Origin of the sequence: Psychrobacter phenylpyruvicus DSM 7000 = NBRC 102152 (assembly GCF_000685805.1) — a bacterium.
Classification (GTDB): Bacteria; Pseudomonadota; Gammaproteobacteria; order Pseudomonadales; family Moraxellaceae; genus Psychrobacter; species Psychrobacter phenylpyruvicus.
Window position 1 is genome coordinate 1 of sequence record NZ_JMKP01000031.1, and the last position, 17,809, is coordinate 17,809.

18 protein-coding genes are annotated in these 17,809 nt (G+C 42.8%); 10 read left to right on the forward strand and 8 right to left on the reverse strand.

What is annotated here, in order from left to right; all coding sequences use genetic code 11:
• The 4 genes from G561_RS14495 to G561_RS0110770 form a co-directional block, all read left to right on the forward strand.
• A partial coding sequence (locus G561_RS14495; protein WP_155954123.1) for an integrase core domain-containing protein occupies positions 1-307 on the forward strand: 307 nt, incomplete at its 5' end.
• 143 nt (positions 308-450) lie between these two features.
• Positions 451-2,382, forward strand: a complete 1,932-nt coding sequence (locus G561_RS0110755) for an autotransporter domain-containing protein (protein ID WP_028859566.1) — start codon at positions 451-453, stop codon at positions 2,380-2,382.
• 289 nt (positions 2,383-2,671) lie between these two features.
• Complete coding sequence (locus G561_RS0110765) at positions 2,672-3,082, forward strand: OsmC family protein (protein WP_028859567.1); 411 nt, start codon at positions 2,672-2,674, stop codon at positions 3,080-3,082.
• A gap of 89 nt (positions 3,083-3,171) precedes the next feature.
• Positions 3,172-3,597, forward strand: coding sequence for an MAPEG family protein (locus G561_RS0110770; protein WP_028859568.1), 426 nt, complete (start codon positions 3,172-3,174; stop codon positions 3,595-3,597).
• A 150-nt stretch (positions 3,598-3,747) separates the two neighbouring features.
• Here the strand turns inward: G561_RS0110770 and G561_RS0110775 are convergent, their stop codons facing one another.
• From G561_RS0110775 to hisIE, 6 genes are all read right to left on the reverse strand, one after another.
• Positions 3,748-4,719: a tRNA dihydrouridine synthase gene (locus tag G561_RS0110775; protein ID WP_037032250.1), complete on the reverse strand. Its 972-nt coding sequence runs from the start codon at positions 4,717-4,719 to the stop codon at positions 3,748-3,750.
• A 96-nt stretch (positions 4,720-4,815) separates the two neighbouring features.
• Positions 4,816-6,330, reverse strand: coding sequence for a UvrD-helicase domain-containing protein (locus tag G561_RS0110780; protein WP_037032252.1), 1,515 nt, complete (start codon positions 6,328-6,330; stop codon positions 4,816-4,818).
• Positions 6,331-6,720: 390 nt separating this feature from the next.
• Positions 6,721-7,569 (reverse strand): twin-arginine translocase subunit TatC, encoded by an 849-nt coding sequence (gene tatC / locus G561_RS0110785; RefSeq protein ID WP_028859571.1) that lies wholly within the window; start codon positions 7,567-7,569, stop codon positions 6,721-6,723.
• The gene (tatB, locus tag G561_RS0110790) at positions 7,566-8,198 is read right to left on the reverse strand and encodes a Sec-independent protein translocase protein TatB (RefSeq protein ID WP_028859572.1); all 633 of its coding nucleotides are present in this window, start codon (positions 8,196-8,198) and stop codon (positions 7,566-7,568) included. Before tatB ends, tatC begins: the two co-directional genes overlap by 4 nt.
• A gap of 54 nt (positions 8,199-8,252) precedes the next feature.
• Positions 8,253-8,507 carry a twin-arginine translocase TatA/TatE family subunit gene (tatA, locus tag G561_RS0110795; RefSeq protein ID WP_028859573.1) on the reverse strand — a complete coding sequence of 85 codons (255 nt, stop codon included), beginning with the start codon at positions 8,505-8,507 and terminating at the stop codon, positions 8,253-8,255.
• 132 nt (positions 8,508-8,639) lie between these two features.
• Positions 8,640-9,569, reverse strand: a complete 930-nt coding sequence (gene hisIE / locus G561_RS0110800; protein ID WP_081794452.1) for a bifunctional phosphoribosyl-AMP cyclohydrolase/phosphoribosyl-ATP diphosphatase HisIE — start codon at positions 9,567-9,569, stop codon at positions 8,640-8,642.
• Positions 9,570-10,050: 481 nt separating this feature from the next.
• Here hisIE and rpmI point away from each other — a divergent pair, with 481 nt between their 5' ends.
• The 5 genes from rpmI (at position 10,051) to G561_RS0110825 (ending at position 15,048) form a co-directional block, all read left to right on the forward strand.
• On the forward strand, positions 10,051-10,248 hold the full coding sequence (gene rpmI / locus G561_RS0110805) for a 50S ribosomal protein L35 (protein ID WP_007394883.1): 198 nt from the start codon (positions 10,051-10,053) through the stop codon (positions 10,246-10,248).
• Between the two features lie 78 nt (positions 10,249-10,326).
• Positions 10,327-10,683, forward strand: a complete 357-nt coding sequence (rplT, locus tag G561_RS0110810) for a 50S ribosomal protein L20 (RefSeq protein WP_007394884.1) — start codon at positions 10,327-10,329, stop codon at positions 10,681-10,683.
• Positions 10,684-10,900: 217 nt separating this feature from the next.
• Complete coding sequence (pheS, locus tag G561_RS0110815) at positions 10,901-12,013, forward strand: phenylalanine--tRNA ligase subunit alpha (protein WP_227674075.1); 1,113 nt, start codon at positions 10,901-10,903, stop codon at positions 12,011-12,013.
• 73 nt (positions 12,014-12,086) lie between these two features.
• Positions 12,087-14,498 carry a phenylalanine--tRNA ligase subunit beta gene (gene pheT / locus G561_RS0110820; protein WP_028859576.1) on the forward strand — a complete coding sequence of 804 codons (2,412 nt, stop codon included), beginning with the start codon at positions 12,087-12,089 and terminating at the stop codon, positions 14,496-14,498.
• Positions 14,499-14,721: 223 nt separating this feature from the next.
• On the forward strand, positions 14,722-15,048 hold the full coding sequence (locus G561_RS0110825; protein WP_028859577.1) for an integration host factor subunit alpha: 327 nt from the start codon (positions 14,722-14,724) through the stop codon (positions 15,046-15,048).
• A 200-nt stretch (positions 15,049-15,248) separates the two neighbouring features.
• Here the strand turns inward: G561_RS0110825 and G561_RS0110830 are convergent, their stop codons facing one another.
• Positions 15,249-15,599 carry a hypothetical protein gene (locus tag G561_RS0110830; RefSeq protein ID WP_028859578.1) on the reverse strand — a complete coding sequence of 117 codons (351 nt, stop codon included), beginning with the start codon at positions 15,597-15,599 and terminating at the stop codon, positions 15,249-15,251.
• Between the two features lie 679 nt (positions 15,600-16,278).
• Between G561_RS0110830 and ypfJ the strand changes: the two genes are divergently transcribed.
• Positions 16,279-17,148, forward strand: coding sequence for a KPN_02809 family neutral zinc metallopeptidase (ypfJ, locus tag G561_RS0110835; RefSeq protein ID WP_028859579.1), 870 nt, complete (start codon positions 16,279-16,281; stop codon positions 17,146-17,148).
• A 162-nt stretch (positions 17,149-17,310) separates the two neighbouring features.
• Here ypfJ and G561_RS0110840 read toward each other — a convergent pair whose 3' ends face one another.
• Positions 17,311-17,550: a glycine zipper family protein gene (locus G561_RS0110840; protein ID WP_028859580.1), complete on the reverse strand. Its 240-nt coding sequence runs from the start codon at positions 17,548-17,550 to the stop codon at positions 17,311-17,313.
• Positions 17,551-17,809: the final 259 nt, after the last annotated feature.

The window sequence follows — 17,809 nt, forward strand, 5'->3', positions numbered from 1 at the left end:
CAGCCCAAGATTTACCAGACCGCTCATTGAGCAGGGTATTGCTATCAGTATGGATGGTCGCGGTAGGGCTCTGGATAATATCTTTGTGGAAAGGCTTTGGCGGTCAGTGAAGTATGAATGCGTGTATTTGCGACAGTTTGAGACAGTCAGTCAGGCAAGAGCAGGTTTGAAAGAGTATTTCGAGTTTTACAATCATGAGCGTTTACATCAGTCGCTCGATTACCATACTCCTGCACAGGTTTATCTGGCTAACAATAGTTCGGATAATGAATCGTTTTATCAACCCAATTCTATCTTAATTTTATGATAATTTGGTCTAGACATTGGGGAGTACGTTAACTAAATGCTGAATTTATTGCCTCTATTAGGATTATTGTGTACACTTGTTCACCATAAGTCTATGTTTATTTAGTAAATGATTAACCGTTAATTAACGACAAGGAAGTCGAGATGTCTGCATATAAACCCACCACTTATTGCTCCGAAAGAAGAGTTCAATTCCCTGCATTAAAGACCCTATCAAAAGCGATATTGGCCATTACTTTATCTGGTATGGGTGTGGCCCATGCCAGTGACTATAGTAGTGTCACTTTTTTTGGCGATAGCTTGACTGATGGGGGTTATTTTAAGGAAGCGACTGAAGCTCTAGGGAATCCACAATCGGGGCAATATACCACAAACCCTGATAATACTTGGGCCACTCCTTTTGCAGAAAGCTTAGGGCTATCCTCAATAGCGAATACTTATGATGAAGTAACGGGTCAACAAATGACTACGGGTAATAACTATGCGATTGGTGGCGCTAGGTCCGGTATTGATGTGCAACATGACAAATATAAAGATTCTACCGGCAAGCCCCTCCCTGTTTATTCAGCGCGTAGTCAAGTAGACCGCTATTTAGCCGATCAAGACATCGATTCAAAGGGGTTATATAGCGTATGGAGCGGCGCAAATGATTTATTTGCTGTGGTCAAAAATGTCGCAAATGCCGATAGTATTATTTCAGATGCTGTTTCTGACGAGTTGTCCGCTATTAAAAAGCTTAACGATAATGGGGCTAATTATATTTTGGTACCTAACATTCCAGATGTAGGGTTAACCCCAGATTTCGTGAATACTCCTTTTGCCTCATTCGGTTCAGACTTAGTAAGCAAGTATAATGAAGCATTGTATCAAGGGGTTAAAAATAGCGGGGCTAATGTCATCCCGTTAGACACTTTCAGCTTATTGCAAAAAGTGGCAGCAGACCTTTCAGCGTATGGTTTTAGCAATGTGACCGACAAAGCCTGTAAGGATGTTAGTTCTGTTGAGTGCGGAAGAGAAGACTTAGCTAAGCCAGGGGCGGAAAACAGCTATTTCTTTGCTGATGGCGTGCATCCCACAGGACGTGCTCATAAAATGATTGCCGACTATGCCACAGCAGTAGTAACCGCACCAAGTCAGGTCAGTGTGTTACCACATATTGCCACCCAGTCGGGATTAGCCACCAACGAGCGCTTACAAACCCATATTAATCAGCGCCAAAGCCAAAATTACAACACTCAAAGCATGAGTCCTGAGGGATGGGTATCTGCAAATATCAATTCGCTAGATGTGGCTGGGTTTGAGAGCAGTGGCAATGCACAGCTATTAATGGGGCTGGACTTTACCCATAGCGGCTTACCGAATGCGATGACAGGGGTTTATGCCAATCTGAGTCAATCCGAATTAGACAGTAACCAGCGTAATGGTCTGGATAAGGTTGACTTTGATGAGCTGGGGCTAGGTCTGTATCACAGCCATAATCTAGGCAAAGTGCAGTTAAATGGGGCGTTAGGCTATAGCACTATTGATATGGAAATAAACCGTAAAGTGAGCCTAGATAACTATACTGACAACTATAAATCTGATATCGATGGCAGTCGCTATTATGCGTCGCTACAAGCGGGTTATCCGCTGCAGATGGGCAATATGGCACAGTTTACTAATACTACAATAACGCCCTATCTTGGTGCTACGGCCAACCGCGTTAAGCTTGATGCAATTAAAGAAGGTTCATCAGATGACCCTATTGCCATGCAGTTCGATAAGCAGAAATATAATACGGTATATGGCACGTTAGGGGTGAAGGCCAATAGTCGCTTGAGTAACAACTTAAATGTATTTGGTGATGTCCATTATCAAAAGCTATTAGACGACAATCATAAAGAAGTCACAGCACGGGTCAATACTTTATCTGATATCTCATTCAACGGCCCAAAAGCCAGTCTCGATGAGGACAGCTTTGGAGCTAGCCTTGGATTGTCTCGTCAGTTTAAATCATTCTTAGGCAATGCCGGCGTGTCATATGCTTCAAGTGATGAGGATGACCTCACCAGCGTATTTATCGAGCTAATTAGATAATATTCTCTGATTTAATTTCTTAGATTACCATAAAATAATAACAAGGCTGAATAGTTAATACTATTCAGCCTTTTAGTTTTAAAAGTAAGCAAGCTAGAGATAGGTAGCTGATAAGCTAAACTGAATGCAACGATTACGCGAAGCATATTTGCATCCCACCCATAGCGTGGTAGGATTAACTCTGTTTTTGGCGAATAAGCCAGCTAATTATAAAAATATAACAACCGTTAGAATAGATGAATAGGACCGCATCATGAGTAATGACACCCCAAGACTAGATCCAAAATCTATGCCCCTACAAGGCGATGTGACTTGGAAAGAGGACAAACACTTTATTGGTACTGCGCCATCGGGTAAGAGAGTTGATATTGATGCCAATAAAGTAGCCGGTGCCAGCCCTATGGAACTTGTTTTATTAGGGCTAGGCGGTTGTGCCAGCTATGATGTGGTCGGTATTCTACAAAAGAGCCGTCAAGATATTCAAGATGTACGCTGTGAGTTATCTGCAGTACGCGCCGATACGGTGCCAGCGGTATATACCGACATTCATTTGCATTTTGTAGTGACCGGTAATGACGTCAAAGAAAAACAAGTAGAAAAAGCAGTGGCATTGTCTGCGGACAAATACTGCTCAGCTAGCAAAATGCTAGCGGACGGTGGGGTGCATATTACCCATAGCTTTGAGGTGGTTGCCAGTTAATCTCAGGCCACAGCTCTCAGGGCAAGCCTAATAATTAACTAAAAAACAAATAGGCAGTAAATGATCAGTCGAAACCTAAGGAAGATATGATGAGTTGGTTCTTCGCCTTAATACCAGACACTGCAAATGTAGCTATCTGGACTATGATAATTGCCAGTGCCCTACCTTTTTTGCTAGCCATGCTGGCTAAGGCACTGGGTGGGTTTAGTATGGCTGACAATAGTCATCCCCGTGAGGTTGTCGCTAAGTTTAGTGGTAGGGCAGCGCGCGCTCATGCTGCCCAGCAAAATAGCTTTGAGAGTTTGCCGATATTCTTGGCCTCGGTGATCGTTGCCATGTTGTTTTTTGTGCCCCAAATTGTGGTCAACTATCTGGCTGTGATGTATGTGGCTTTACGACTAATTTATGCCATTGCCTATATCGTTAACTTGCCAACCTTACGCTCTATTATTTGGGCATTATCGATGGCTTGTTGTTTTATGCTGTTTTATTTGGCAGTAAAAATGGCCTTTTAGAGATTGGATAATTCGATATTTAGATAATTCGAACACTTTGATAAGCTGTAAATAAAATAAAATAAAAGAAAATAAAAAAAGGAGCTTGATATCAATCAAGCTCCTTTTTTTGGTTGCCAGTTTATTACAAGCATAATTTGAAAGCTAAAGTTACCTAATTTGTGCTTCAAGCTTATCTATAATGCTCTGCTTATCGCGCACGCGCTTAATGTCCTCCCACAGCTCTTTGGCCTCTACATAGCCTTTACTGAGCATGCCGAGCCACTGTTTATAGCGGCCAATTAACGCCAGATCACTTTTTGCCTCACCTTGCAAAAAGGCAACTTGATGCACAATAAGTGCCTGCCAGGGTAGAGTAATGTCTGGGTTATCAATTTGGGCCACCAAATCTGGTCGGGTTACAGCCCCTCGACCCAGCATAAGGTGCGCGGTATTGGACTGCGTGCTACAACGCAGGGCATGGTCATGATTCCAGATCTCGCCATTGGCAATTATTGGTATATTAAGCTCTGTAAAGCTGACAATTTTTTCCCAATAAGCAGGAGGTTTGTAGCCTTGAGTCTTGGTGCGGGCATGGATGGTTAGCCAGTCGGCGCCACTGTCGGCAATGGCACTTCTAATGTCTTGCAGATTACTGCTGTCGGTGTAACCCAAACGTATTTTCGCCGAAACTGGGATATGGCTCGGTGTTTTGTCGCGTACCGCAGAAATAATATCGCGCATCAGGCTAGGCTCATCGAGTAACACACTGCCACCGCGATGATTATTAACCGTCTTTGCTGGACAGCCAAAATTGATATCTATAGCAGGTGCACCAAGGGCACAGGCTGCTAAAGCGTTTTCACCCATCAATTCTGGATTACTGCCCAGTAGCTGCACATGAATGGGGGTGCCGCTGTTAGTTCGGCTGTCATTTCTTAGCTCAGGCACAAAGCGGTAAAATACATGATCCGGCAGCACATGCTGAGTCACCCGAATGAATTCGCTGACAGACCAATCATAGGGACGCCCCAAATCGCTGGCAATTTGGGTCAGGATTTGACGCATTAACGGGTCAGTTAGCCCCTCCATAGGAGCAAGCAGACGCACAGGATTTGAGAAAAATTGGGCTGAAAAAGACATGGCGATTATACAGACGCAGAAATAAAGGAGGCATGATAGCCTATCTGTAATAAGACAGCCACCACCTCATGATTTGGGACAAGATAGCAGATTATGTTAAGTCCCATAAATAACTTTTTTACCCGATTTAAAGCCGGAGATTAAGTCCCTAATATTGTGAATATCGAGGTTGTCTTTGGCTCGGGTACAGGCGACATAAAGTAGGCGCAGCTCTTCAGGGCTAATCTTTATCCCATGCGTGGTAACGTCATAATAGAAGTCATCATCAAGTTGTACTCGGTCCCATTCAAGACCTTTGGCCTTATGGGCGGTAGAGATAACATAATCGGCATCGCGCACATCGGTCAGACTATTTACCGCTTGTGACAGCACCTCAGTACCATGGTCATCAACAAGTTTCACCAGCGTCTTAAGATCACTACCTTCATTGGTCTCCGCATAATCTTGGACGTCACCCCAGTTATAAAAATAAGCAAGCTCAGGTACGCCGTAAGCAGATTTCCCCGCCTTTAGACTCTCCGCCGCTTTGCAGAACTTGAGCATTCTATCGGCATCGGCTTGCAGTGCCACTTTATGGCCATTTTTTAGCCCCGATAACAGTTGTGCCATTGCCGCGGCATTGGTACGGCATAGGATGGCATCTTTTTTGCCATGCGTCGATATCTTGTCGGTACTCGAAGTCTTCTTAGGATTGCCTCTTAAGGGCACTTCTTCTTGCAGCGCTGTCAAAAATAAATTGGCAACATCCGCAATGTCTTCGCCAAAACGGAAGGATTGAGTCAGTAGGGTCTGCGGCAAAGGCAGCTTTTTCATGGCGTTGACTGCCCCGCGCCATTCATAAATTTGTTGATGCGCATCCCCAACGTAGATGACTTGGCGCGGTTGTTGGGTCAATATGCCCATCATTAAAGGGTCCGCATCTTGGGCTTCATCAAATAAAATAAAATCAGCTGGAATAATAGGCTTTGACAGTGCCCACTGCTTTAGATAAATATCATGACCAATTCCTGCTGGGTGTCTGGGATCTATCGATTGTAGCCAGCGCTGCTCAACAGCAGGATATAGTCTCTCACGCAATTGCTCTGCATCCGCTGCCGAAATCCAACTAGGGAATTGCAAATGGCGCGGGGCCGGATAGCTGGCATGGGTGCTACAGAAGTTGCTAACGGCATCACTGACAAACCTAGCTTGGCGGGCAGGGGTTAAATTGACATAAGTGGTTTTGCCCTCCATCTGACGGCGCACTTGGACGGTATGTAGTCCCAGATCATCACCCAAACGTTTGGGCGAAAAGCGCGGTAGTGACAGCTTAGCGGTAATATCTCGAGATACGTGACGGTAAGCCAAGGAGTGAAAAGTACGACAATCAACGTGACCTGGGAATTTTTGTTTGGCCTCATTGGCAATGCCTTTGTTAAAAGCCAAATACAAGCCACGACCACGCAGACGTTCAGCGATAAGCTTCAATGTGGTGGTTTTACCGGCCCCAGCATAGGCCACTATTTTAAAAGAATTACCGTCCATAGCCATATTTAAGGCAGCTAACTGCTCATCGGTCGGATCACTCATATAGGCCGGCATGGGTGCTGACGATAAAGCAGTTACAGACATATTATTACCTATGGATAAAAAAAGAGGGCTAAAAAAACCATTGACGAAGCAATGGTAGCTGGCAAAGCTCATTGATTAAAGGACGGTCTACTATCTGTTTCAAAATGGTCTATTATTTACTTACAAACGGTTTACTGTCTATTTCAAAACAGGCATAGATGTAAAACAGCGATAGAGCCTTTACCTAGAGCGGTTAAATCAAAAATATAGGAGCCAAAGTTTGGCTAGGAGTTGGGGTGATTAATCACGACTCCAAGTTGCTCACAAGGAGTCGAAGATTATTATAGCAGATTAAAGCGGCTGAAAATTTAAACGGTGTATTTAGCAGTAACTAATAGCAGCAAATAAACAGTAGCTGAACTTTACTTATTATTCTCTTTACTTTACTTATTATTCCTCTTCCTCAGTGAGAGCAGCTTTTTTCTCTTTTACTAACATACGTGCTAACAGCAAACCAATCTCAAACAATAAAATCATGGGAATCGCCAGTAAGAACATAGAGGGCACATCAGGAGGGGACATTACTCCAGCGGCTGCAAAACAAGCGACAATCACATAGCGTCTTTTATCAGCCAGTGTAGCGACGGATACAATGCCGGTAACGACTAAGATAAGAACCACTACCGGTATCTCAAAAGTAATCCCAAACAACATCAGCAGCTTGGTTACGAAGCTAAGGTAGCTCTCAATATCGGTCATAGGTACGATATTTGAAGGAGAAAAAGCTATCAAAAAGCTAAGTGCTCTTTTTAACACAATAAAGTAGGCAAAGGCCACCCCAGTATAGAACAAGACTATAGAGGATAGGAGAATAGGTACTGCTATTCGTTTTTCATGTTTATATAAGCCTGGAGCAACAAAAGCCCAAATCTGATACAGGATAAAAGGCATCGCAAAAAAGGCTGAGGTAAGTAGCGTCAGCCGAATAGGTGCCATGAAGTTGGCCACAGGATCGATGGCAATCATGGTAGAAGCCGTGGGCAGTATTTCTACTAATGGTTCAGAAATAATATCGTATAGCTCACGAGAAAAACCCACTAAGCCTAAGAAAATAACCGTAACCACCACCATGATTTTAATCAAATGCGCTCTTAACTCGACCAAATGCTCAGTAAGGGGCATATCTGCTAAAGCGTCTTCATTAGCAGCTGTATCAGAGGAGTTGATCGAGTTATTATCTGGTACCGACTCTTTGTCTGTAGAGGCGAAGCGCTGTTTCTTTTTTTTGAATAAACTCATGGTCTGACCTCAGTCGGCTTAGCTGAGCCAGTGTCTGTTTCTGTTACCTCAGTGTCGTATAACAAAGGATTGGCGGTATAGTTGGGTAAAAAAGGGGGTGGTGGCAAGCGTCTCACTCGATCGTAGTCTCCCAGTAAAAACCACATGTTCTCCCAAGGACGAGTCATCTGCGGCGTAGAGAGTTCAGCAGGCTGCGTCGCATTAGCCTTTAATGAGTCAGAGCTATTTGTAGAGCCATAGGCATAATCGGTATTTGGATTGGCATTGGCAACAGGGTGTACCCACTCTTTTTGCTCAATATTGTCCGTAGGCTTGCCCGTTTGCAGTTGCTTTAGCTGTGAGTTTTGTTGTTGTTCAAATTCTTGGATACTGCCGCGCAGCTGAGCCATCTCTTTTTGCATCTCAGCTTCTGACTCACGGATTTTAGCCAACTCTTGTTGCATTAATTGCCGGGTTTCTGCCAAATCCAGCTCAGCTTCCATCTCGGCCTTCAAAGTGCCTATGGTGCGGCGGAACTTAGAATAATAAGTACCTACCGTACGCACCGCTTGTGGTAACTTTTCAGGACCCAAAACGATGAGCGCAATGATACCAAAGACCATAAGCTCATAAAAACTGAAGTTAAACATAACCGCTTAATATCCTATCACTGTATTTAGTAGCACAGACTTCTGCAATAAGAACTAAGATTGATGAGTGTCTTCAGCCTTGGTTTTTTCTACAGTCACTTTTACTTCTGGGGTTTCAGAGGTTTCATGATCGATAACTTTTGGCTGGTTTTTGGCTTTGGCATGGGCCTCTTCTTCATCTTTTACCGCATCTTTAAAGCCTTTAACGGCGCCGCCTAGATCTTTACCGGCATTTTTTAGTTTTGAGGTGCCGAATATAAGCAGAGCAATGCCTAGAATAATTAATAACTGCATTGGAGATAGGCTCATGATAGTGTCCTTTTATTTAACTCATTAATTTGTAAAAACTTTTCAACGGTTTATGATTCAAGCTAGTGCTGTCTACAATTAGACTTATGTACCTAACTATACATAACGATATATACAAACCAGCCATATCCTCTATTGAGTACGGCTATTTTTCTCTTCTATGCCAGACAGTCCAAAGCGTCTTGCCAACTCTACCAAAACGCGATCGGACCGTATATTAAACCAAGCCAATGTGACAATTGTATGGAACCAGACATCGGCTATCTCATAGATAAGATCATCAGTCAGGGCCGGATGCTCATTAGCTAGGTCGTTATCTGTATTGACCACAGCTTCTGTAGTATTGCTAGCAGAGGCCAAGTCTTTTGCAGCAATGATGGTCTCGACGGCTTCTTCGCCGACTTTTTCCAAAATTTTATTAATACCTTTGGCATACAGGCTAGCGACATAGGAGCTTTTGGCGTCCGCTTGTTTGCGTTCAGCCATTACCGCATCTAGCTGTTGTAGTACGGTACTGGCCTCGATAGTGGCCACAGCCTCTGCAGAGTCTAAGTTACTGTTGCCTGTTGCCATTATAGCATCCGTTGCCTTCGAGACAGTAGTGCCATAAATCTCATTAGGGTCTTTGATAACAGGGGCTACAGCCTCCCAGCTAGGCGAGGTCGAGGTTAAATTCAGTTTACGATAAAAGCATGATTTGCGTCCGGTATGACAAGCAATATCACCGATTTGTGTCACAGACAACACAATAACATCGGCATCACAGTCTAGATGAATGTCGTGCACAATTTGGGTATGTCCTGATGTCTCACCTTTATGCCATAACTTACCGCGTGAGCGTGAGAAATAGACCGCCGTTTTGGTCTGTGCCGTAAGCTGTAAAGACTCACGGTTCATCCACGCCATCATTAAAATCTCACCGGTCTGCTTATCTTGAGCAATTGCGGGGATTAGCCCCTCTGCGGTAAAGGTAATCTCATCTAACCAGGTGGCTTTATTATTGGGGTTAGCGCTCTTCAGGTTAACGCTAGTATCAGTAGTCGGTGTATTGGGGTTGGACATGAGGCAGCACCCTATTAATCAGTGAAAGCTAAATATTTGGTTTTACAGTGTAAATCAGACACGGAAATACTTGGTAGCTTAGAGGATAGTAAGCTTTTTATGATATAGCCTTTTAGTAGCTAGCTTTAGTATATAGGTTTATCCTCCAGTCAGCATTATATAGTAAGGCCTGATTGGGCTAATAATAGACAAAAAAACAATAAAGAGCAGGGTTAGACCCATCAAAGTGATTAATATTTTAATTATAGGGGCTAAAAGTAGCTTAATAGGGTGAATTTAGTTGGTTAAAAGCTGCGTATCTGATATAATGCGCGCTTCCCACCTCAAGGCAGTGTTGGAATCCTCTTTATAATGAGCATTTGGTTGCTATTTATAAAGGTCGATAATCCCACTGACGAACAGGTTTTCCCTTGGCTGTTAAGTCAGCAGTTATCTGTTTCAGATAATGGCATAGACTAGCAACAAAGAATAAGAGGTTCTTATGAAAGTTAAAATGAAAACTAAGCGTGGCGCTGCCAAGCGTTTCAAAAAAACTGCTAACGGCTTCAAGCGCAAACAAGCGTTCAAACGTCACATTCTGACCAAGAAGTCTCCTAAGCGTATTCGCCAATTACGTGGTACGAAACTGGTACATGTTGCTGATGTAGCTGCGGTTCGCCGTATGTGCCCTTATTTATAAACCCACTTAATTTCTAACGTTCTTATACTTTATTTAACCGGTATAAGTTCAGGCAAATCAATTTATTAGGAGTATTTTATGGCCCGTGTAAAACGTGGTGTTCAAGCAAACCGTCGTCACAAAAAAATCTTAAAGCGCGCTAAAGGTTATTACGGAGCTCGTTCAAGAGTTTATCGTGTAGCGGTACAAGCAGTAACTAAAGCTGGTCAGTATGCTTACCGTGACCGTCGCAACAAAAAACGTACTTTCCGTCGTCTATGGATCGCTCGTATCAACGCTGGTGCACGTTTAAATGGTTTAAGCTATAGCCGTTTCATCAATGGTCTGAAAAAAGCAAACATCGAAATCGATCGTCGCGTTCTAGCCGACATCGCTATGCATGATGCTGCTGCTTTCACTGCATTGACTGAAAAAGCAAAAGCTGCCTTGGCTTAATTATTAAAACCAAGCCTAAGTAGTTATTATCGTTATAAGAGAAGCCATCGCATATGATGGCTTTTTTTGTTTTATTTGCTTACAATTACTGCAATTAAACATTTATAACTATTATACAAACGCTTAAGTTGCAGCCCCGACTTTGCTATCCTTAAAATCTAGGTGCCTGAAGCTTCATCAAGGCTGCCATTAGCTAACAAACTCTGAGAATGCTTACATGACTCAATCTGACGTTTCATCTGATCCTACCTCAAATGCCCCAGACACTGCTGCTGATAATAAGCGCGGCTTAGCTGAACTTATAGCCAGCTTACCCAGTTTATCTGATGTTTTAAGCGAGTTAACCGAAGCCGAATTACAAGGCTATGCTGAGGCAGCTAAGTCTGCGATTAGCGAGATTGTTAACAGCGCAGACTTACAGCAAATGCGAGTGACACTTACCGGTAAAAAGAGTGCTTTAACCGGTTGGTCGAAGCAAATGGGTAAACTCGATGCCGATAGCAGAAAAACGCTAGGGGGTTGGTTGCATCAAGTACGTACTCAGATCACTGACGGTCTAAATGCCCAGCAGCAAGTATTAGAAGAGGCGGCCCTTAACGCCAAGCTGGAAGCAGAGCGTATTGATATTACTTTGCCAGCTCGTGGTCAACAAAAAGGTCAATTGCATCCGGTTACTATGACCACTCAGCGTATGCAGCAGTTCTTCATGCAAGCCGGCTTTAATGTGGCAACGGGCCCTGAAGTTGAAAGTGATTACTATAACTTTGAGGCACTAAATATCCCGTCACATCACCCGGCACGGGCCATGCATGATACCTTCTATTTTGATGCCCATTATTTATTACGTACCCATACCAGCCCGGTACAGATTCGTACTATGGAGGCGGGTGAGCCACCGATTCGTATTATCTGTCCTGGCCGTGTTTATCGCTGTGACTCGGATCAAACACACTCTCCTATGTTCCATCAGCTAGAAGGGTTGATGGTGACTGAGCACACTACTTTTGCAGAGCTAAAAGGGCTTATTAACGAGTTTTTGGAAGCTTTCTTTGGTAAGCAGTTAACGGTACGTTTCCGTCCCTCGTTCTTCCCATTCACTGAGCCATCAGCAGAAGTAGATATCCTAGCAGATAATGGTAAATGGCTTGAGGTGATGGGCTGCGGTATGGTGCACCCCAAAGTACTGACCAACTGTGGTATTGACTCTGAAAAATACACCGGCTTTGCTTTCGGTATGGGTATTGAGCGTTTTGCCATGCTTTATTATGGTATTGATGATTTGCGTTTGTTCTTCCAAAACGATGTGCGATTCTTGCGCCAGTTTGGATAAGCCAAAACAGTTATTCTGCAATCATACTCTACCAATAACAGACATAATAATTTGACAGCCTTTTGAGAATTCTATGAAAATTAGCGAACAATGGTTACGCGAGTGGGTAAATCCCAATAATGATACGCAGGCTCTAGCCGATCAACTGACTATGGCTGGCCTTGAAATTGATGATATTGAAGCGGTTGCTGCAGAGTTTAGTGGCGTGGTGGTGGGTGAGGTAATCAGTGTAGAGCCACATCCAGACGCAGATAAGCTAAGGGTAACTCAAGTAAACATTAATGCGGATGCGCCATTACAGATTGTTTGTGGTGCGCCCAATGTCAAAGTAGGCATGCGTGCTCCAGTGGCAATTATCGGTGCCAAGCTACCTACTGAAGATGGCAAAGGCTTTAAAATTAAGAAGAGCAAGCTGCGTGGTGTAGAGTCACAAGGCATGCTGTGCGGCGCATCAGAGATTGACTTACCTGATGTTGTAGATGGCTTACTAGAGCTGCCAGAAGACGCGCCTATTGGCGTTGATATCCGTGACTATCTCGGTTTGGACAATAAAGTATTAGACATCTCTATCACCCCTAACCGAGGTGACTGCTTTAGTGTGCGCGGTATAGCTCGTGAAATAGGCGTCATTAATGGACTGCAAGTCACAGCGCCAGAGATTAGCGCCCAGCAAGGCGAAGTAGAGGCGACACAAGCGGTAACCGTTGACGCTGTTGAAGCTTGTCCCCGTTATTTAGCCCAGCCTGTGTTGGATATTGATCGCAGTGTTGAGACGCCAGACTGGATGCAAAAAGCTTTACTACAAAGTGGTCAGCGCTTGCATAACTTCTTAGTGGATGTGACCAACTATGTGCTGTTAGAGCTGGGCCAGCCGTTACACGCTTTTGATGCTGATAAGGTGGTGGGCAGTATTCAGGTTCGTCTTGCTAAAGAAGGCGAAACCCTTGAGCTACTAAACGAACAAACCATTACTTTCAAAGGTGATGAGTTGGTTATTGCCGATGACGAAGGGGCGTTGGCATTGGCCGGTATTATGGGTGGCATGCGCAGCAGTGTCACCGACAGTACTACCAATATTATGTTAGAAAGTGCCTTCTTTGATCAATTGGCCATAGCAGGTCGTGCCCGTCGCTTTGGACTGCATACTGATGCCTCGCAGCGTTTTGAGCGTGGGGTAGATTTTGAGTTGCCATTGCAAGCTTTAAATCGTGCAGTTAACCTAATTAGCAGCGTAGCTAACGGCAAAGCAGGTAATATTACTGCGGTTGAAAATCTTGATAAGTTGCCAAAAAGAGCAGCAGTTAAGTTACCGCTGCATAAAGTTTCAGAAGTAATTGGCATAAAGATTGAAAAACAGCGTATTATTGAAATACTAACTAAGCTTGAAATTGAAGTAGAAGAGCAGCAACAAGATGGCGTGACCGTGCTAAGCTGTTTGCCACCAAGTCATCGTTTCGATATTGAAATCAAAGAAGATTTGATTGAAGAAATTGCGCGTATCTACGGTTATGATAATATTCCAAGCGTTTTACCAAATCTTGGTGTGGATATGCGTTACGATGATAGCGCAGATTTAACCCACCGCTTGAAGCTATCTATGGTTGATGCCGGTTATATGGAAGCGATCAGTTTTAGTTTCAGCGATGAAAAAATGGAGAAGGCCTTAGATGATGCTAAGCTAGGTAATCTGTTAGCTTTGGCCAATCCTATTTCAGCGGATTTGGCAGTTATGCGCCGCACCTTGTTATCAAGCTTGATTCCTTGTGTGCAGTACAACTTAAATCGTCAGCAGTCCCGCGTCCGCTTCTTTGAAACGGGTCTGAGTTTTGTGGGAGCCACAATAGATGAGTTGGTACAAACCCCAAGCCTAGCCATTGTGGCAACGGGTGATATTAAACCAGAGCAAGCACATAGCAATCGTGCGATGGATTTCTTCGATTTGAAGCGTGATGTGGAGCAGTTATTGCCTGCAACTCTAGACGAGTCACGCCTCAGCTATCAGCGCAGTGAGATGGCGTTTTTACACCCTGGCCAAAGTGCTGAGCTGCTAATTGATGGGGAAGTAGTGGGCTGGTTAGGTCAGCTTCATCCTACTGTGGCACAAAAGCTTGACTTACCAACGACTTGGGTAGCACAATTAGCCTTAGCGCCTATTTTAGAAGAGGCGAGAGTAACTCAAGCTATTGCAAGTCCTTCTAAATTCCCACAAGTACGTCGTGATATTGCTTTATTAGTAGATGCAGAAACTCCGCGTCAGGCTTTATCGCAAACCATTCGTGAAGCGGGTGGTGAGCTGTTACAGCAACACTGGTTATTTGACGTATATCAAGGTGAACACACCCCAGATGGCGTGCGTTCAGTAGCCTTCGCTTTAATCTGGCAAGATTCTGCTCAGACTCTGTCTGATGAAGTAGTCAATCAAGCTATGCAGCGTGTCATTGATGCCTTACAGAGTCAACATGGTGCGCAGTTAAGAGACAGCTAGTCTTTAGTCTCAAAAGTATTGTTTAATAGTAGATTACAGTTAACCCTATAAATTAGTTGTTAACTGATTTTAGGAAGGGGGAGTTCACCCTTCCTAAATCTTGCGTCGAAATTAATTGACGTATCAGGAGCAGGCCTGGCGAGTAGGAAGCTTAAAAGGCGCTTATAATAGTTCTGGGTCTCTTTAGACCATTTTAAGAGTTTTACACGATAAGGAAGCCGTAATGACAGTAAAAAACTCAGAAACACAGACGTTGACTAAGGCAGATATCATTGATCATTTAGTTGGCAAATTTGGTTTTACTAGACAGCAGGGAAGGCTGTTAGTAGACTCATTCTTTGATGAGATTTATGATAATTTAGTCGAGGGTAGAGATGTAAAGCTTTCTGGCTTTGGCAATTTTATTTTAAAAGATAAAAAAAGCCGACCAGGACGTAATCCTAAGACAGGGGAGGAAGTACAGATTTCCGCTCGTCGCGTGGTTACTTTTAAGGCGGGACAAAAACTACGTCGCCAAGTAGAGGATTATCAGCTTCAGTCTGAAGTTTAGAAATCAAAATAAGCCAATGATAGGGTAAGAGTCTTTGTTATAGAAGTACTGTTTATCCGTCATTGGTTTTTTTATAGCCAGTAGTTAATTGCCATAATTTAATTAACTTATTGTAGAAATAAAAAAAGAGAGCCAAAAGGCTCTCTTTTTTTTGTACTATTGCTAGTAGATTCACTAGACAATAGAGCTTTATAGCTAAATTACTGAGCAGCAGCTTCAGTAGTTGCATCAGCTTCAGCCATTGCTTCGTTAGCAGCAGCGTCAGTAGCGTTTGTATCGATGTTGTTAGCTTCAGCAGCAGCGTCAGCGTCGCCTTCAGCAGCAGCAACTTCAGCTTCAGCAGCAGCGTCTTGAGCGTCAGCAACAACTTCTTGCTCAGCAGCAACAGTTTCGCCTTCAGCAGCAGCTTGGTCAAGCTCTACTTGTGCGTCTTGTAGCTCTTCTTGAGCGTCGTTTACATCTTCAACAGCGTTTTCTTTGTTGCTATCACAAGCTGTTAAACCCATAGTAGCTGCCATTAAGCCTGAAAGTGCAATTAGCTTAAGTTTCATAATTTTCTCCAAGAAAGTGAAATATAACTGACACAACAATTTATAAAAAGTTACGCAGAAATAGGAAGTATTGCTGTCATTTAACTTTATATAAATATAATTTCGTAGAGTCAGAATTCGTTAGCGATTATACATCACTAATATTACAAGTTAAAGTAAATTTGGTTAAACATTATATTTAGATACAATTTTTAACGAAACTCTTAGAACTAATTTACCATTATGTTTCAACTGCCAACCCTATAAATATACAAAATAGCTATTTATAAAATTGGCAGGTGATCTAAACTCTAATCTTATACGGTTGTATATAATATAGATTTAGTTGTAAAAAGCTACAAAATAATTTAGCTAAAAAGTGACTAAATGTAAATACATGGAGATTTAGGCAATAATTTATGGCCTAATTGCCAAGTATTTGCTAATTATACTTTATTAATACAAAGATGCGCATCAAAAAAATAATATAAAAGAGTGTATCAATAAAAAGGTTTGATATTTTTAAAAAAGGTTTGGCTAATATAGTAGCTTATCCAATGATAGTAACCTATTTAATTTCTATGCGGTCAGCCTGCCAAGCTATATGATGACCACATAAATCAGTTGACAGTTAAACAAAAATATCGGGGTTACTATGAATATCCCCATGACGTTAAGGTAATAATTAAGGCGAAGATTTATGAAATGGCGTGACAGAAGTGGTAGCTCAAACGTACGTATGAGTAGCGGTAAGGCCGCTGGTGGGGGTATTTTAGGTATTATTATCGCATTGGTTTTATGGTTGGTGTTTGGGGTTAATCCCATCACTGCCTTACAGACTGGTCAATCAATGACTGCCGGAAACAGTACCAATACTCAGCCCTTAGATGATGACAGTAGAGATGCTCAGTTTGTTGCTGTGGTATTGGCAGATACTGAAGCCGTATGGCAGGAGATATTCGAGGAGATGGGCAGCAGCTATAGAGAGCCTCAACTTGTTTTATTTAATGGCCGAGTGAATTCAGCTTGTGGTAGTGCTACCTCAGCCACAGGTCCTTTTTATTGTCCAGCAGATCAGCAGGTTTATTTGGATACCTCGTTCTTTGCTGAAATGAGTAATAACTTAGGGATTGCTGGTGATCAACAGGAATCTGGAGATGCTGAAAACCAAGGCAAGGCAGGTGACTTTGCCCAAGCTTATGTGATTGCTCACGAGGTGGGTCACCATGTACAGACTTTGTTAGGCACTTCTCAAAAAGTGAATGAAGCCCGTCGTCAGCTTAGTGAAACTCAAGGCAATCAACTTTCAGTACGTCAAGAGTTACAGGCGGATTGTTATGCTGGGGTTTGGGCCAACCGTAACCAACAACGGGTTCAGTTCTTAGAAGAAGGGGACATTGAAGAGGCATTGAATGCGGCCAGTCAAATTGGTGATGACCGCTTAACTCAAGGGACCGTTATGCCAGATAATTTCACACATGGCACCAGTGAGCAGCGTGTAAATTGGTTTACTCGTGGTCTTCAAAGTGGCGATATCCGCAGTTGCGACACTTTCTCTGGAGCCATTTAAAGAAAGAGCGTAGGTGCTGCTTAATTAGTGGCTGTGTAGATAGACAGCCTATTACTTTTTATTTTAAATAACAAAAATTGTAAGAACCATATTGTAATAAACATAAAAAAAGAACCTGCTTTGCAGGTTCTTTTTTTATGGACTATTAAGTAGTCAATATAATTATTGAGTGTTATCAATTACATAACCACTAACACCACCAATAGCTGCACCGGTTGCGGCACCCTTAGCGATATCTTTACTGTTGCCTTTAGATTTAATTAGAGCACCAGCAACTGCACCAGCAGTAGCGCCTTTAGCAGTATTGTTCATAGAGTTATAGCCACCTGTAGAGTTACAGCCTGCTAATAATAGAGCAGAGCCTGTCATGGTTGCTAGAGCAAGAGATTTAGATAGTTTCATGGTGTCTTCCTTGTCAAAAGATAAACAAAAAATAAAAAGAAAGGAGAGCTTACCTATTATAAGCGCGCTTACTGTAAGTATGAGCTGAAGTACTATAAGTAAAAGCTAAAGTACTACAAGTAAAAGCTGAAGTACTATAAGTAAAAGCTGAAATACTATAAGTAAGAACGTCACTTAACTTTTGGTGAGTCACGGATTACATAAATCTCATGATAGACCATTTGTAACACTTCAGTGTATTAATATGACTGGCCTTTGC

Bases quoted from the DNA above. Each gene is read 5' to 3' on its own strand.
- G561_RS0110755 (WP_028859566.1), top strand. From the start codon at position 451: ATGTCTGCATATAAACCCACCACTTATTGCTCCGAAAGAAGAGTTCAA.
- G561_RS0110765 (WP_028859567.1), top strand. From the start codon at position 2,672: ATGCCCCTACAAGGCGATGTGACTTGGAAAGAGGACAAACACTTTATT.
- G561_RS0110770 (WP_028859568.1), top strand. From the start codon at position 3,172: ATGAGTTGGTTCTTCGCCTTAATACCAGACACTGCAAATGTAGCTATC.
- G561_RS0110775 (WP_037032250.1), bottom strand. From the start codon at position 4,719: ATGTCTTTTTCAGCCCAATTTTTCTCAAATCCTGTGCGTCTGCTTGCT.
- G561_RS0110780 (WP_037032252.1), bottom strand. From the start codon at position 6,330: ATGTCTGTAACTGCTTTATCGTCAGCACCCATGCCGGCCTATATGAGT.
- tatC (WP_028859571.1), bottom strand. From the start codon at position 7,569: ATGAGTTTATTCAAAAAAAAGAAACAGCGCTTCGCCTCTACAGACAAA.
- tatB (WP_028859572.1), bottom strand. From the start codon at position 8,198: ATGTTTAACTTCAGTTTTTATGAGCTTATGGTCTTTGGTATCATTGCG.
- tatA (WP_028859573.1), bottom strand. From the start codon at position 8,507: ATGAGCCTATCTCCAATGCAGTTATTAATTATTCTAGGCATTGCTCTG.
- hisIE (WP_081794452.1), bottom strand. From the start codon at position 9,569: ATGTCCAACCCCAATACACCGACTACTGATACTAGCGTTAACCTGAAG.
- rpmI (WP_007394883.1), top strand. From the start codon at position 10,051: ATGAAAGTTAAAATGAAAACTAAGCGTGGCGCTGCCAAGCGTTTCAAA.
- rplT (WP_007394884.1), top strand. From the start codon at position 10,327: ATGGCCCGTGTAAAACGTGGTGTTCAAGCAAACCGTCGTCACAAAAAA.
- pheS (WP_227674075.1), top strand. From the start codon at position 10,901: ATGACTCAATCTGACGTTTCATCTGATCCTACCTCAAATGCCCCAGAC.
- pheT (WP_028859576.1), top strand. From the start codon at position 12,087: ATGAAAATTAGCGAACAATGGTTACGCGAGTGGGTAAATCCCAATAAT.
- G561_RS0110825 (WP_028859577.1), top strand. From the start codon at position 14,722: ATGACAGTAAAAAACTCAGAAACACAGACGTTGACTAAGGCAGATATC.
- G561_RS0110830 (WP_028859578.1), bottom strand. From the start codon at position 15,599: ATGAAACTTAAGCTAATTGCACTTTCAGGCTTAATGGCAGCTACTATG.
- ypfJ (WP_028859579.1), top strand. From the start codon at position 16,279: ATGAAATGGCGTGACAGAAGTGGTAGCTCAAACGTACGTATGAGTAGC.
- G561_RS0110840 (WP_028859580.1), bottom strand. From the start codon at position 17,550: ATGAAACTATCTAAATCTCTTGCTCTAGCAACCATGACAGGCTCTGCT.